This window comes from Leptospira weilii (genome assembly GCF_006874765.1).
GTDB classification, from domain to species: Bacteria; Spirochaetota; Leptospiria; order Leptospirales; family Leptospiraceae; genus Leptospira; species Leptospira weilii.
Genome location: NZ_CP040840.1, coordinates 1107248 through 1122688, shown reverse-complemented (window position 1 = coordinate 1122688; position 15441 = coordinate 1107248). Strand labels below are relative to the sequence as shown.

Sequence of the window (15441 nt, the reverse complement as noted above, 5' to 3'; positions counted from 1 at the left end):
ATTTGATTGCTTCCGGGTAGTATCGTCTAAGAAACTAAAAAAAACTTACTCATCTCTACATAATAGAGCGTCCAAAGTTCTGCGTCGAAACGCGGGATTTATGCTCAAATGAACGGCATTCTATTTTATAGGGATCAGTAATCGTTTTTTTCAGAACGGTTAATCCAAACACAGAAACGATACGATGTATCGAAAAAAGAGATATAAAATTCACAAGAGAAACCAGAGACAACTGCAATCTAAAATATATTTTTGTTAAGCGACAACAGATTCAGAAAACACAATTAAAACGACAATATAGATCGATGCCTAGAAAGATTAAACCGAATTTCCTTTGTTTTTACTACTCGGACGCGTGAAAATGACACTCGAAAATAAGCGGGCTGTTTTGCAAAAGTACAGCGGTTCTCAAAAATTAAGTCAAATCGGGAAATACCGACTTTTTAAAGAAAGATTCCAATATTCTAATTTTCGAAATAAGTTTGTCATAGTATTCTATTATTGCGTTCGAGTAGTAATTTCTTTAAGATTCGTTTCGCTTCGTTTTTGAATGTTTCAAGAGCGTAGTTAAAAAGAAGATATCTTTTCCGTTTGTGTCAAACATTTTCAATCGGACTTAATTTCGGTACGTAAGCGAGTAAAAACCCTACAGCAATTCTATCACTCAAGTGAAGTAATAAATCCAGAGACGACAAACGAACATTGATTCGATCCAGACGATCATCCGTTTTCCAGATATTTGACAGAGTAGAAACTTTGAAAAGTTGACAATGTCTTCTTGCTTTTTTTATCTTTGATTCAATCATTGAGTAGCTTTTCGAAATAAAAACTTCGCATAACAACCGTTCGTTTTTTTACCGACAATCATCTTAAGATAAACTTTAAAATCAAAAGTCTTTTTTGGAATCTAAATTTATCTTTGAATAGGGCTATCCTACCTATCCTGAACATTTTCTCTTTTTCAAATTATGTATTACTATATATAGAAATTTGAATGGAGATATGAAAATGATACAGAAAATCTTGCGAAAAGAAAAAAAGAAAAAAACAAATCAATTTAAAATATCGAAGTATTTTGGAGGCTTTTGTCTTCTCCTCTTCTTGTTTCTTTTTAACTGTCTACCGGATCAACAATCATCAGAAAATAATTTACTTCTGGCTTTACTTGCCCTTCCAAACGACCAAAGTTTAGAATTGCCAAGCGACAAATCTATGAGAAAAGCTAAACCCCAACCCAGGCCTAAACGAAAATACGATGGGGTTACTTTTATATCCGATGCAACCGGTAAAAGAATTCAAGCAAATAGCAAGACTCCGAACGGATGGCTCAAAGTGGACGCTGTGCGAGACACTTATTTTACGAGGTTCAATTTGTATCAGGATGGAGGCGATCCCAACTGCATAGAAAGCGGGCGTATCCGAGTCGAAACCTCTGCAAATCCGAAGTATTATTGGAATTGGTGGGCCGGTGGCGGCGGTGGCAATTACGCATACTATCCGAAATACAATGATGGCTCCAATCGTCTTGTAATCTTCGTTATAAACGGAGGATGTTTAAAATCCGGAAGCAAGGTCTCATTTTCAGATCATGATACTTTAGGTGCTGGATATGATTATTCTATCACAAATTGGAAGGGAGGGAGTTGGAATGAATATCTCTTTCTATGGACGAAGTCACTTAATCCTGGTCCAAGAGAAACTTTTACCGTTATATTAAGTCCAACGCCACCGGAAGCAGCAGCAAAATAACGTGAACAGAGGCAGATATACAAGACTTTATAGAGACAGCCCATTAAATACAAACGTGATTTGCCATATTTCTCCGGAAGTGGCTTAATCATCAAAATAGAGTTGTTGAAAAATTCTATAGTTCCAATTGACAAAACCGCTTCAATCGGTCGTTTTTATAAAACAAAAACGGATGGAGTATTAATTTTTCAACAATTCTACTTATCTCCACATATTAGAGTGTCCAAAGTTCCGCGTCTAAAACGCGGGGTTTCTGCTCAAATGAACGGTACTTTATTTTATAGGGATCAGTAATATTTTTAGACAATCTGCTTAGAGGTTTTTCACACTTTCAATTGGTTTTAAAATAAGGCATCTTACTTTCACTCTTTTCAATTTCGTTTTTGGTTTATTGGGCTTGATTACGGTTACGTTTCACACGTTCTTAGTAAGAGGCGATTTGCCATCATAGATTGACTCGAACCCAAAAATAGATTGCAAAAAATCCGGATTTATCCTATACAAGCTTTTAGCCTTTTCCCCACACACGTGGGGTTGAACCGAACGATTTACAATTGCTTTATCGATACCGCAACTTTTCCCCACACACGTGGGGTTGAACCGTTTAGCGGCATCTTCTAAAGTCAATCCCGCATCTTTTCCCCACACACGTGGGGTTGAACCGGTATATGAACCATTCTTTCATTTGGAATAGACTTTTCCCCACACACGTGGGGTTGAACCGAGAACAGGTGGCATTCGTGCTGATCTACGCTACTTTTCCCCACACACGTGGGGTTGAACCGGGAGAAAGTGCGTTCAATCGCATTGGGAGAAGCTTTTCCCCACACACGTGGGGTTGAACCGCGCACCGGCCTCGATCCGTTCAATCGTCAAACTTTTCCCCACACACGTGGGGTTGAACCGATACAGCGATTACATTCGGATTCAGTATTTTTCTTTTCCCCACACACGTGGGGTTGAACCGGAATTATTACATTGCTTCCTAAAGATTTTGAACTTTTCCCCACACACGTGGGGTTGAACCGACATCATTTGAGCTGCCTTACGATAATCCGCACTTTTCCCCACACACGTGGGGTTGAACCGAAAGTTTCGATATGTTTGTCGAACCCTTCGGCCTTTTCCCCACACACGTGGGGTTGAACCGCGCAGGCTTCTTACTGGAAAGCTGAAGAGATACTTTTCCCCACACACGTGGGGTTGAACCGATAATTATCAAAAATAATTATTACATGGTTTTCTTTTCCCCACACACGTGGGGTTGAACCGGAAGAACAGCTGAATTAAAAAATGTGAATACCTTTTCCCCACACACGTGGGGTTGAACCGGAGATGGCATTATTAAAGTTCAAACTCCTCAACCTTTTCCCCACACACGTGGGGTTGAACCGAATGAGGCAAACTATTATTTTGTTTAAAAAATCTTTTCCCCACACACGTGGGGTTGAACCGTTTCATCTCCCATATTTGATTTGTGAGTTAAACTTTTCCCCACACACGTGGGGTTGAACCGGGACATTCCGCCAAATAAACAGATTAGATATTCTTTTCCCCACACACGTGGGGTTGAACCGTTATGAGAGAGTGATTTTATTTTCTCAAATTTCTTTTCCCCACACACGTGGGGTTGAACCGGAGTCTGAGTAGTCTATTTTCATACGGACTAACTTTTCCCCACACACGTGGGGTTGAACCGCAAAATGCTCACGTGTGAGCATTTTGAAAACCTTTTCCCCACATACGTGAGGTTAAAATTTTCAGTCAAAACAAATAAGGACGAAACAGATGAGTAATAAGAATTCGGAAACGGAATCCAATTTAGAATTTTCAATGTAAAAAAACTAAAAACCAGTTTCAAAACCTGAAAATGTAGGAACTCCCACCAATTTTAAACAAGAGGGAAAACCGCACAAAAGCGGTGTAAACTCCAAGGACGTAATCTATGGGAACTCCCACATTTTTTTAAAAACTTGCCGGACACGAAAGATATTCTTTGAAGGTTTCGAGATGAACTCTAAGACAAACACAATACGGAATCAATTCAAAAAAAACCTTTTCTCAAGTTAATCCCGTATTCCAAATACGCTTTGAGACAACAACTCATGTTCATCCAACCTTGACAGTTCATATAAGAACCGTCTAACGCAGCTTGAGATACCTTCCAACCGGATTCGGTAATTTTCACAAGAGTATTGTTTTGATCCAAGGATTCGAAAATCATTTCCGTTTTGGTTTTGTACCCGCCAACAGTTAGAAGCTTGTTTTTACCCTCATAACTTCCTTCGTGAGCATTCCATTCCAAAACAATCTTGGAATTGGGAACCACTTCGACTACGTTGACGACAACTCCCTCATCTTCCCCTTCCATCGAAGGAAAATCCGCAAACTTCCAAACCACTTTACTTCCCGCCGCCAAAGGACCACTTGCGCCTCCGGTTGTAAAATATCCGCTTAAATGTTTCGGGTCGTAGACTGCTTGAAAAACCACTTCCAAAGGTTTTTGGATCTTGGTCTGTATCGTGAATCTTAAATCCATATAAATTCCTCTTGAAATAATTATATTTTTAATATGTTATATTATAGTAACATGTCTAAACTTGACAAGCAGGATCTAATTTTTAAGGCGCTTGCAGATTCTAAAAGAAGAGAAATTTTGGATCTTCTTAGGAAAGAACCTAAAACAACAGGAGAAATCTGTTCTTATTTCGAACCATTAGATCGCTGTACTATAATTCAACACCTGAAGATTTTGGAAAATGCAGGCTTATTGATCGTAAAAAGAAAAGGGCGGGTTCGATGGAATTATTTGGACAATCTACCCATTCAAGAAATCTACGATCGTTGGATCAGTAAATACGCAAAGCCGAGTTTGGAAAGATTGGCAGTGTTTAAAAAGCGAATGGAATCAGGATAAAATCGAAAAACCGGCCAAAATAAAAGAGACAATAATCAATAGAATGAAACTCAAGCACGCTGCTCCTGTATAAGTCGCAACGTAGGTAACCTCTCCTAGGCAGATCGCCTAAAACTCTGACATCTAAACTCTTATGATTTACGATACTCACCTCGAATGGACGGAACTCTTACTTCTTATTTACTACTCGGACGTGTGAAAATGATACTCGAAAATAGGCGGTCGGTTTTGTAAAAGTACAGCGGTTCTCAAAAATTAAGTCAAATCGGGAAATCCCGACTTTTTAAATGAATATTCTAATTTTCTAAATAATCTTGTCATGGTATTCTATTATTGCATTCGAGTAGTATGCGAAGGCAGAATCAAAAACATTATATTTTTATAATATTAATTTTTCTTTTTTAGGAACTCTGGATGCGACTTCTTCGAACTTTTCCTTGTATTTTTCGTGATTGGTACCCATGATTCTATCCCAAAAGTTGAAATAGAGGGAATAATTGCAGTTGAAGTATTTATGATGCATGTTGTGGTGTGTAGTCGTGTTATGCCAATTCGTGAACCCGCTTTTTAAAAACCAGGAAGGAAAAAATTCATAGGAAAGATGACCCAGCACGTTCAACGAAGTCATATAAACGAAAAATACGATTATCACTCCCGGATGTAAAGGAAGCACAAACGACGCAAGCGGAACGATTCCGGATTCGACGATCGCTTCCAAAGGATGAAATGAAAACGCCGCCCAAGGAGAAGGATTGGTAGACTTATGATGCACAAGATGAAAATATTTAAAGAAAAATTTATGATGCATCATTCGATGTGTCCAATAAAAATAAGTATCATGTAAAAGAATCAGCACAAACGCACTGAAGATAAGATACCCGAACCCGTAATCGCCGACATTTTCGTAGATCAGATTGTACCCTTTTACGTGAGACCAGGCGATAAATACTCCGGACAACGCGAACACCAGGAAAGCTATCAGGGAATATTTGACTTCGTGAATGATTTTTTTCTTTTCCGGTCTTTTGCCCTGAATAAGTTTGTGAGAAAATCTTTTACCCAAAAAAACCCAAACGATCAAAAACACAATCCCCGAAAAGAGCAAATAACGTATCAAAAAAATCATCCAAATGATTCCGAAAAAACCAGAATAACCGAACTTTGAAAGTAATTCTTCCATATTCATTCTCCGTATCATAAATCGCAGATTCGATTTAATTATGGACTTAAACTCTCATCTAGGCTTGCTCTTTTCAAAATCGTTTAGGATTTATTTTCGAATTCGTGCGACTTTTTCTATATTCCGTCTCCGAATAGGAATTCGAACGCAAACGTTCAAGTCCAAAATCAAATAGGAAAGAATTGCAAAAATGCAACAGGCTGTAATTTTTCCGCGGATATCGGACCAATAACGTACAAAGCAAAAAATCAAAAAGGGAACAAATTCGCCTATAGAAAAAAATGGAGAATATTCTTGATTTCGTCAATCACCGATTCCTTCCAGATTTCCTAATTCTATCCAAAAGTTTTTGGTTTGTAAATCGGGAAGTAAGGATCGAATCAATTCACTGTCGATAAAACCATCCTCTTTAAGTGATTCTTCAATTTGAGTCTTGGAAATTTTTTCATGCTCTTCTAAAAAGGAAAATATTTCTTTCCAAGTATGCCATTGGTTGTCCGACAGATTGAGAACGTTCGGAAGCGCATCCCAACCCGCCGTTTGAATTTTGCGAATCAAAAGAGAAATCGTAAGAGCCACATCGTCACCGTGAATCAGATTGAGTTGTCTTGAACACTTTTTCACAAGTCCTTTTCTTGCCCAATCCCCGGGATTTCGAAGAGGCCCGTAAATTCCGCAAAGTCTGAGAATTTTTCCGCCTCTCCCGATCCATTCATTCTCAACCGCAAAACGATCGTGCTCTTCGACGAGAGGAGTGGATTCGACGATGTCCGGAACTCTTTTATAAATACTCGTTGTTCCCAGAAGAATAAATTTTTTGCCTATAGAAAACAAAAGATTGATAAACGAAATCGGATCGGAAAGTTTCTGAACGGGGAATGTGACCACGCATAAATCGAAATTTTCTCTCGAAAATTTTTTCCCAAATTCCTCCAAAGCAAAAGGATTCGAAAAATCAAAAACTTCGGTTCCTTCCACTCGGGTTTTGGCAGAGAAAGTTTTGAGTTGAATCTCCGCTTGCAACTTCAATCTATTCGCAATTCGGATTCCGGTATATCCTAAACCGAAGATTCCGACCAGCACTTATTCAAGACCCAAACGTTTGTAAATCAATCCCACTTTCTCAAGATACGGCTCGATTTTAAAAATATCTTCGAGATCTTTTCGGGTTAAAACCCGGCTGACTCGATTGTCTTTTTCCAGTCTAGTCTTGAGAGTTTCGGATGAATTGGCCCAAACCGCCATTGCGTGCTCTTGAACGATCAGATAAGCTTCTTCTCTTACGATCTTTCCTTTTTCGATCAGAGCCAGCAAAACCTTTTGAGAGAAGATCAATCCACGTGTGACGTCTAACGTTCTTTCAATCGCATCCGGGTACACATGAAGATTTTTGATTACGAATGACATCTTATCCAAAATGTATTCGAGCGCGATGGTGGAATCGGGAAGCACAACCCTTTCCGCCGAAGAATGAGAAATATCTCTTTCATGCCAAAGAGCCACATCCTGCAAACCCACGTTTACATTTGCGCGGATCACCCTGGAAAGACCGGAAATCCTTTCGCAGATCACAGGATTCCTTTTATGAGGCATCGCGGACGAACCCTTTTGTCCCGCGGAAAAAGGCTCTTCCACTTCCCTTCCCTCCGTCTTTTGCAAAAGACGAATCTCTGTCGCCATACGATCCAAAGAAGAAGCCGTGACCCCGAGAACGGAAAGATAAAACGCGTGACGATCCCTGGAAACGACTTGTGTGGAAATCGGATCGATTTTTAAGCCCATCTTTTCGCAGACATAGGCTTCGATTTCTGGATCTATATTGGAATAAGTCCCGACAGCTCCCGAAAGCTTTCCGACCGCAATCTCGTTTCTCGCCTCGGACATCCTTTTTCGATTTCGATTTAATTCTTCAAAAAATAATGCGAACTTTAGTCCAAGGGTCATCGGTTCCGCATGAATCCCGTGAGAACGTCCGATGCAAGGCAGATCTCTGTATTGAATCGCCTTTTCTTTGACTACGGAGATGAGTGCGTCCGTTTTTTTCAGGATCAAGTCCATGGCCTGAACCATCTGGACGCAAAGCGCAGTATCTCCGATATCGGAGGAAGTCAGACCGTAGTGAACGTGTCTTCCCGCAGGCCCTATGTATGAATTCATGTTTGTCAAAAACGCGATCACGTCGTGATGAACCTTACTTTCAATCTCCAGAATCTCATCCACATCGAACTTTGCCATCGTTTTGATTTCCTGAAAATCCTCCGGTGGAATTTCTCCCCGTTTCATACGAATCTCGCAGGCGAGTATTTCTATTTCCTTCCAAATTTCAAACTTGTTCTCTAATTCCCAGATTTTGGAAATTTCGGGATTGGAATAACGATCGATCATTTCTAAAGATTCCTTTTTGTATTCTCATCCACTCTTCCAAGGAAGTATATTCTGTAAAAAGAAAAACAAAGCTAGTAAAAAAAGCGTTTGAGATACGATCATTTGTTTTTTGTACGATTTCTAAAATGCTCTTTCAATGACTCCTACCATTTTCTACAAAACATTCGAACGAATACCTTCGAAAAGGTCGGATTCGAGTTCTTATTGTATTCGTTCGCGAAATCCGTCTCCCGTACAAAATTCGTGCGGGCAATTTTACACTTTTGAAGAATAGAGTTGTTGAAAAATTACTACTCGGCCGCTTGAAAATGATACTCGAAAATAAGCGGTCGGTTTTGCAAAAGTACAGCGGTTCTCAAAAATCAAGTCAAATCGGGAAATCCAGACTTTTTAAATGAATATTCTAATTTTATAAATAATATTGTCATAGTATTCTATCATTGCGTTCGAGTAGTAACTCTCTATCCGTTTCCGCTTTATTGAAATGAATATTTGAAGCGATTTCGCCAATCTGAATCATGAAATTTTTCAACAACTCTAATATACAATATGAATTCAAAAACAAGAATATTCTAACTTACTTGTATTTTAGAAAGACCAGGTCCGGGGAGTGTACAAAATAGTTTCCCGGAGAGGGGGTAGCGAAAGACGCTACGCGTCTGAAGCGAGGGGGAAACTTCCCCCAATCTAGAAATTGACATTCATTAGAGATTATTTTTTTTAGAACTTAACTTTTTTACACCGGTCGCATAGCAGCCGCCAAGCGGCATACAATAGAGCATTAGAATTTCTGCATTTATAAAACCAAAATTCGCAGTATTCTTAACCGGGATTCAGCAGTAATATTAACCGAGTTCGAAGGAGCGAACGAATTCGCGGATTGTATTGATATGATCGATTTCGGGAGAAGGATTCTCCTTGCTCGGCTCGTAGAGGTGCTCGTCAAAAACATGATAATCGAATATCTTTAGGGAAAAATCGGGAAACGTAATGATGATATTTTCGGAATGAATATCGAAGATCAATTCCTCCTCTTCGGCCAGATGTTTGGTCACTTCGATCACACGATGAAAATCCAAAGCGATCTTTTTCAATTTGGACCGACTGACGACACCGAACTTATGCGTGTCGAAGTTCAACTTCCACTTCGGAAAAAATGCGTCCTGCAACGGGTTCTGACGGATTTTTTCGTTCAGTCGTATAAATTCTTTGAGATGTTTTCCGGGTAGAAGATTCTGATTGTCGCAAGGAGTCAAAGTGAAAATCGGAATCCCGAACGGAGTCGTTCTAGCGCGCAATCCCATAAAATAACGCGTGGGTAACACTAGATCCGGTATCAAAGACTTCAACTTCCAATAGTGAAGTCTTTCCAAGCCGAGACGGGCAAATTTAAAACGTATATTTTCCTTCGACGATCTTGTCCAAACTTTGGATTCTAAAAATTCCATCAGTTGGATCTCTTCCGATTTGAGATAACGATCCAAATTTTTTTGAACGTGTTTGTATAAGGAACCGAAGATCGGGTCCGACGGAAGTTTGGATTTTCCCACCTTTACGACCTGATTCCAAGGAAGCGCGTATACAAATTTGTAGGAACCTCTTCCTATATATTTCCCCGTGGACAGAGGCATGAAGTTGTCCAAATATTCCCGCTCATACCTATGCGTTATGCGAAATAGATGAGAAACTGGAAAAAGTCTCTCGTATGTTTTTCTTGCAAATCCCGATTCGCGAAGACGATAATCGACCGGAAGGTCTTCGATCGGTATTTCCGGCTTCGTTTTTTCGGGATCATAAAACAGCTCCTTATCGAGTCCTTTTTCCAAAAACTCGATAAAGTTCGGAATCTTAGGGGAACTCAAAAAATCCCGTATAACGCTGCCGAGTTCCTCGAATCGATTCCGTTTATTCATAGTTTTGAATCTATTGAAAGTAAACCTTACCCGGAACCGGAGGAAGTTTTTCTTTTTTTAGAATCGCGTCGTTTAATTTCGAAGATTGTTCTTCATCCAGCCACCAAAGAGAAGAAGCTTCCCTTTCGCTTCCGAATTTTCCGAGCGGATTTTTCGGAGCTTTAAACCGGTTCCAATACATGATTCTTGTCGAGCTAGTATTCCACAAAAGAACATAGGGAACTTCCGCGGTTAAAATCTTATCGATTTTTTTCAGGATCTCGTTTCGTTTCGAAACGTTAAACTCGGTTCTTTGTTGCTCGATAAGTTTATCTACCTCGACATTCTTAAATCCGGAAAGATTAGGCTGTCCTTTTTCTTCCGCATATTTGGAATACCACATCGCCTCCGGATCCTTGAACACACCCCCGCCCCAAGCGGCCCAGGTCATATCGAAGTCGTACTTGTCCATTCTGGAACTCCACTCCGCAAGATCCGTCGATTCCAAATTGATGATGATCCCGACTTCTTTCGCTCTTTCTTGAATGAGCGTTAGATACTTTTCGGACTTCTTATCTCTCTCCAATATGCTAAACCTAAATTCTTTTCCGTCTTTTTCCAGAATCCCTTTCGAGTTGATTTTCCAACCCGCTTTTGCAAGCAGTTCTCTCGCCTTTTTCACATCGAATTCAAGAGGAGGATTCGGGAAAGAATTTGCAGGCCAAAGATCCTGATAAAATGCGTTTGTTTCTTCGTATTCGTTATAAGCCAATTTTTCGACAAGTAGCTTCCGATCCACGAGATGAGCGAACGCCTTACGAACCTTAACGTCCGAGAAAATCTCCCTTCTCATATTAAAAACCAAACCTTGGAACCCGATCGGTTTTGAGTTATAAATCTTTTGTTTGAGAATATAATTCTCGTCGAACTTCTCCCCGATCGCATCCTTAACCCAGAAGGAAGCCGTATAGGTCGGATATATATCTATATCACCTTTTTTGAATGCTTGAAACGCGATAGACTCTTCGTTATAAACTTTGAACAGAATCGTATCGAAGTTATCGAGCCCTTTGTAAAAAGGATATGCACGCATCCAATAATCCCCACGTCTTCGCATTTTGACGTAACGGCCTTTTTTCGCCGAGAGCATGAAATAAGGACCGGAGACGACCGGAAAATCGAAATTCTCTTTATCGAAGTTTCTATCTTTGTAATAATGAGCCGGAAGAATATAGAGAGAGTTTGCGATCGTGTTAAAGTTCGACCAGTGAATTTCTTTTTGAGTAAATTCGATCTCTCTTTCGCTCAAAACGACCGGTTTTTCGAAACGAGAAAGATCGATTCTAAAAACCGCCGTGTTGTTGTTCTTATTCATCAAAGTTTCATAAGTGAATAAAACGTCGTTTGCAGTGACCGGTTTCCCGTCGGACCAAACCGCATTTGCGTCAATCGTAAACGTGAACTTCTTTTTATCCGGAGATACTTTCCAAGAAGAGGCGAGATGAGGAATCGGCTCCAATGTGATCGGATGGTAGTCCAAAAGAGGCTCGAACATCAGACTGAAAATATGAGCCGTAGTGGAAAATTGGTCCAAATAGTAATTCAAGGACTTCGGAAATTGATGGCTATAGATTCGAAACGTTCCGCCCTTTTTCGCATGGGGAGAAACGATCGGATTCGGTCCTCTAAGAACGACAGGAATGGAGTTCGGATTTCCGTTCCAAGGAAGAGTTTCCACGACGGTCGACGTTTCGAATTCCTCTTTATCTCCGCATGCAAGAAAAGTGAAAACAGAAAGCACGAAAAATATGCAAAAAATAGAATGTATTTTCAAGAAATCACCTCGTTTAATTTTTAATTCTATGCGCTTGGTATACGTCCGGGATTTGTTTTAGATTACTTAGGATCTCCTTGAGTTGATCCAAATGCTCCACGTCCACTTCAAAGATAGCGACCAAATTTCCCCTTTGGTCGGTGCTTGCTTTGGATTCTCTGATGTTGGTCTGCGTATTGGAAATAGATTTTACGATTTCCATAAAGATGCCTTGCCGGTCTTTCGATTTTACTTCGATCAATACGGGAATCGATTCGCTCTGGCCGTAATCCCATTCGACAGTGATGATGCGCATGGATTCTTCCTGTTCCTGCTGTTTGGCGGTAACACATCCCTTCTTGTGGATACTGACCCCTCTCCCTCGAGTGACAAATCCGACGATCCCGTCTCCCGGCAGAGGGGAACAACAACCGGAAAGTCTCACCGGAATTCCGCGAAGACCTGCGACAATCACTTTTCCCGCACCTAAATCGATTTGTTTCGCGGGTTTTGAAGGAGGTTTCTTTTTAAGTTCCTCCAAAACTTCCACGTTAAGCGTAATCTCGGCGGCGAACTCGGCTTCTTGCTGAAGATCCTTTTTGTTTTCCTCTTTTAACTTCCGAAAATAACTCCTCAACTTCTGTCTTGCGGAAGGAGTTCTAACGATACGCAACCAAATCGGGGAAGGTTTTGTTCTTTTGTCGGTGATGATTTCAATCTGATCTCCGGAACGAAGTTCGGTCCGGAGAGGAAGCATCCTCCCGTTGATTCTTCCACCTTTCGCTTTTAAACCGACATCGGTATGAATCCGAAACGCGAAATCAAGGATCGTCGCACCTTTGGGAAGCTGTAGGATCTCGCCTTTCGGAGTGAATACGAAGACTTCGTCTTCGTGAAGATCGTATTTGAGTTCTTCCACAAATTCTTTCGGGTCTAACGCAGAATCCTGCCAAGAACTTAATAGTTCTAACCATCTTACCTTTACGTTCTTTTCGGATACGGAAGGTTTTCCCTCTTTATACATCCAGTGCGCTGCGATTCCGTACTCGGCGATATCGTTCATATCGCGGGTACGAATCTGAACTTCGAGAGGTTTACCGTCGGGCCCGATCACTGTCGTGTGAAGGGATTGGTACATGTTCGTTTTCGGAGTAGCGATATAATCTTTAAAACGACCAGGGACAGGATTCCAAAGAGTATGTACGATTCCCAATACTCCATAACAATCTTTTACTTCGTTCGTGATGATACGGATCGCTCTAAGATCGAAAATTTCGTTGAAGGTTTTCTCTTTAAGTTTCATCTTGCGATAGATGGAATAGAAGTGCTTTGCTCTTCCGTCCACATCCGCTTCGATCTGAATCTCGGAAAGCCTTTGAAGAAGGATGATCTTCAAAGTTTCGATAAATCCTTCCCTTTCCGATTTTTTAGAATTGATGTTCTTCTTTACTTCTTGATACTCTTCGGGATTTAAAACCTGAAACGCAAGATCTTCCAATTCGGATTTGATTTTATAAATTCCCAATCGCCCAGCGATCGGAGCGTATAAAGAAAGGGTTTCTTGAGCGATTCTTCTTTGTTTTTCCGGAAGTTGGAACGAAAGAGTTCTCATATTATGAGTTTTATCCGCAAGTTTGATGAGAATAACCCGGATATCTTTGATTGTCGCTACGATAATCTTTCGAATATTCTCCGCCGCTTCGGTTTCCTTGGATTGGCTTTTGATCTTAGAAATTTTAGTGACACCTTCCACTAGATCGGTGATGTCTTCTCCGAAATCTCGAATCATATCGTCTCGAGAATACTGGGTATCCTCGATGACGTCATGAAGAAGACCGGCACAAATGACTTTTTCGTCCAGACCGAGCTCGTAAAGAATAAATCCCACTTGAAGAGGGTGGACGATATAAGGTTCTCCCGAAAGACGAAACTGTCCCTGATGCGCTCGTTCAGATACGTCATACGCCTTTTGAACGGATTCATAGGCGCTCTCTCCGAGCGTTTCGCGAACTCCTTCCAGGAGCATATCTTTAGTTGCAGGAGTTTTCACAAATCCCATAGTTGTTAGTGCTGCTCTATATCCAAACCGAGGTCTAGAAAACGGGTCGTATGCGTTAGATAACCCATACTAACACCCGCTCCCGAAAATTCCGAGAGCGCTTCTAATTTTTCGGGAGTGATTCCTCCGGAAAACTCAATTTGAACGTTAGGCGCCTTTTGTTTGAGAATGGAATACGCAGTCTTCGTATCTTCCAAAGAAAAATTATCGAGTAGAATCACTTCGGCCCCCGAACCTATCGCTTCTTCGAGTTGTAAGAGAGAATCGACTTCCACCTCCACAATTTTACCCGGAAAACGAGCTTTGATTTTTTCCACAGGTTCGCGAAAGGACGAATACATCGCGAGATGATTATCTTTAATCATTGCCATCTCGGAAAGATTGAGCCTATGATTGCTCCCGCCACCGCAATAAACTGCGTATTTTGCGAGCTTACGATAACCCGGAAGAGTTTTACGCGTATCGAGAATCATCAGACCTTTTTGTCCGTATTTTTGGACGACTTCTCCGGTTCGAGTGGAAATTCCGGAAAGATATTGAAGAAAGTTTAATAAAATTCGTTCTATTCTGAGGATTTGAACGAGATTGCCTCGGACTCTCAAAAGGGTGTCTCCTTTCTGGAAACTCTCCGCATCTTGTTTCAAAAGTTCCGACCGGATTTGATTCTCCGAAAAAACATTCAAAACTTCTAATACACCGGTTCCACAAAGAATCCCGGACTCTCTCGCGTTCAAACTCGCAGTAGCTTTCCGGTCAGGAGTAAAGAGAGAAACGGAGGTGATATCTTCTTCCGGACAATCCTCTTCCCAAGCGAGTTTTACCAAGGTTTCATAGTCTTGATAACTTACGGACGAAACCGGATGAGTATAGGCGCGTTTCATTTGAATCCAAAAGAGAGTTTTACAATCGGAAAACCACAATCAAGTGAATTTCAGAGGGATTCGAAAATAAGCGATCGTCGTAGATTTTCGGGTACCGGAATTCCGACCAGGATTCGGTTGGAGTGCCGGATTTTTTCGAGACCGAAGGAATGGACTAAGCGAATTTACTCTCAAAAAAAAGAATTCAATTGTTGATTTCTATGTATTTTTCTTAAAGGAGAATCAAATTTTTGAATTCAAAAGCAAATGAAAAATTAAGAAAACAAGGTGGAACGAATATTGTTGCAGCCATAATCGCTACATTGCCGATTCTGCTTGGAATTCTAATGGAATTCGTTTCTGCCTAAAGAGAATATTTAACGTGAGCAGGGTCGTAAGAAATCCATGATTCATCTTTTTGGTAGGAAGTTGGAATTTGAACTCTGTAAATCTATTCTTAAAATGTGGGAACTACAACAAATCGCGATTTTACGAGCAAATTTTAAAAGCAGGAACTTCTACTTTTAGAAAATTTTTCTCATTTTCTTACGACCCTGCTCACGTTATTTATCTTTCACGAGTAAAA

The 15441-nt window shown here is 40.5% G+C and carries 11 protein-coding genes and 1 CRISPR repeat array; of the genes, 3 read left to right on the top strand and 8 right to left on the bottom strand.

Translation table 11 applies throughout. The features are described from left to right. Positions 1-361 precede the first annotated feature (361 nt). Positions 362-550 (top strand): hypothetical protein, encoded by a 189-nt coding sequence (locus tag FHG67_RS22635; protein ID WP_004499372.1) that lies wholly within the window; start codon positions 362-364, stop codon positions 548-550. A 452-nt stretch (positions 551-1002) separates the two neighbouring features. After that, a complete protein-coding gene (gene sph, locus FHG67_RS05360; protein WP_016758599.1) occupies positions 1003-1749 on the top strand; it encodes a sphingomyelinase in 747 nt (248 codons plus the stop codon). A gap of 513 nt (positions 1750-2262) precedes the next feature. Further along, a CRISPR array of direct repeats spans positions 2263-3448; the repeat unit is 29 nt; unit sequence CTTTTCCCCACACACGTGGGGTTGAACCG. Positions 3449-3793: 345 nt separating this feature from the next. On the opposite strand, the gene FHG67_RS05355 is transcribed toward sph, so the two are convergent. Next, a complete protein-coding gene (locus FHG67_RS05355; RefSeq protein ID WP_004495662.1) occupies positions 3794-4288 on the bottom strand; it encodes an SRPBCC domain-containing protein in 495 nt (164 codons plus the stop codon). A 51-nt stretch (positions 4289-4339) separates the two neighbouring features. On the opposite strand from FHG67_RS05355, the gene FHG67_RS05350 reads away from it, so the two are divergent. Beyond that, positions 4340-4666 carry an ArsR/SmtB family transcription factor gene (locus FHG67_RS05350; protein ID WP_002614340.1) on the top strand — a complete coding sequence of 109 codons (327 nt, stop codon included), beginning with the start codon at positions 4340-4342 and terminating at the stop codon, positions 4664-4666. A gap of 379 nt (positions 4667-5045) precedes the next feature. On the opposite strand, the gene FHG67_RS05345 is transcribed toward FHG67_RS05350, so the two are convergent. The 7 genes from FHG67_RS05345 to nadC form a co-directional block, all read right to left on the bottom strand. Then, a complete protein-coding gene (locus FHG67_RS05345) occupies positions 5046-5846 on the bottom strand; it encodes a sterol desaturase family protein (RefSeq protein ID WP_004502200.1) in 801 nt (266 codons plus the stop codon). A gap of 303 nt (positions 5847-6149) precedes the next feature. After that, positions 6150-6929, bottom strand: coding sequence for a Rossmann-fold NAD(P)-binding domain-containing protein (locus FHG67_RS05340; RefSeq protein ID WP_004502224.1), 780 nt, complete (start codon positions 6927-6929; stop codon positions 6150-6152). Next, on the bottom strand, positions 6930-8231 hold the full coding sequence (purB, locus tag FHG67_RS05335) for an adenylosuccinate lyase (RefSeq protein ID WP_004495542.1): 1302 nt from the start codon (positions 8229-8231) through the stop codon (positions 6930-6932). It lies immediately after the preceding gene. An 845-nt stretch (positions 8232-9076) separates the two neighbouring features. Then, positions 9077-10144, bottom strand: coding sequence for a hypothetical protein (locus FHG67_RS05330; RefSeq protein ID WP_004495608.1), 1068 nt, complete (start codon positions 10142-10144; stop codon positions 9077-9079). Between the two features lie 10 nt (positions 10145-10154). After that, positions 10155-11957 carry an extracellular solute-binding protein gene (locus tag FHG67_RS05325; protein WP_004495561.1) on the bottom strand — a complete coding sequence of 601 codons (1803 nt, stop codon included), beginning with the start codon at positions 11955-11957 and terminating at the stop codon, positions 10155-10157. Positions 11958-11970: 13 nt separating this feature from the next. Next, on the bottom strand, positions 11971-13995 hold the full coding sequence (locus FHG67_RS05320) for a RelA/SpoT family protein (protein WP_002556599.1): 2025 nt from the start codon (positions 13993-13995) through the stop codon (positions 11971-11973). Positions 13996-14000: 5 nt separating this feature from the next. Then, the gene (nadC, locus tag FHG67_RS05315) at positions 14001-14915 is read right to left on the bottom strand and encodes a carboxylating nicotinate-nucleotide diphosphorylase (RefSeq protein WP_016760137.1); all 915 of its coding nucleotides are present in this window, start codon (positions 14913-14915) and stop codon (positions 14001-14003) included. Positions 14916-15441 lie beyond the last annotated feature (526 nt).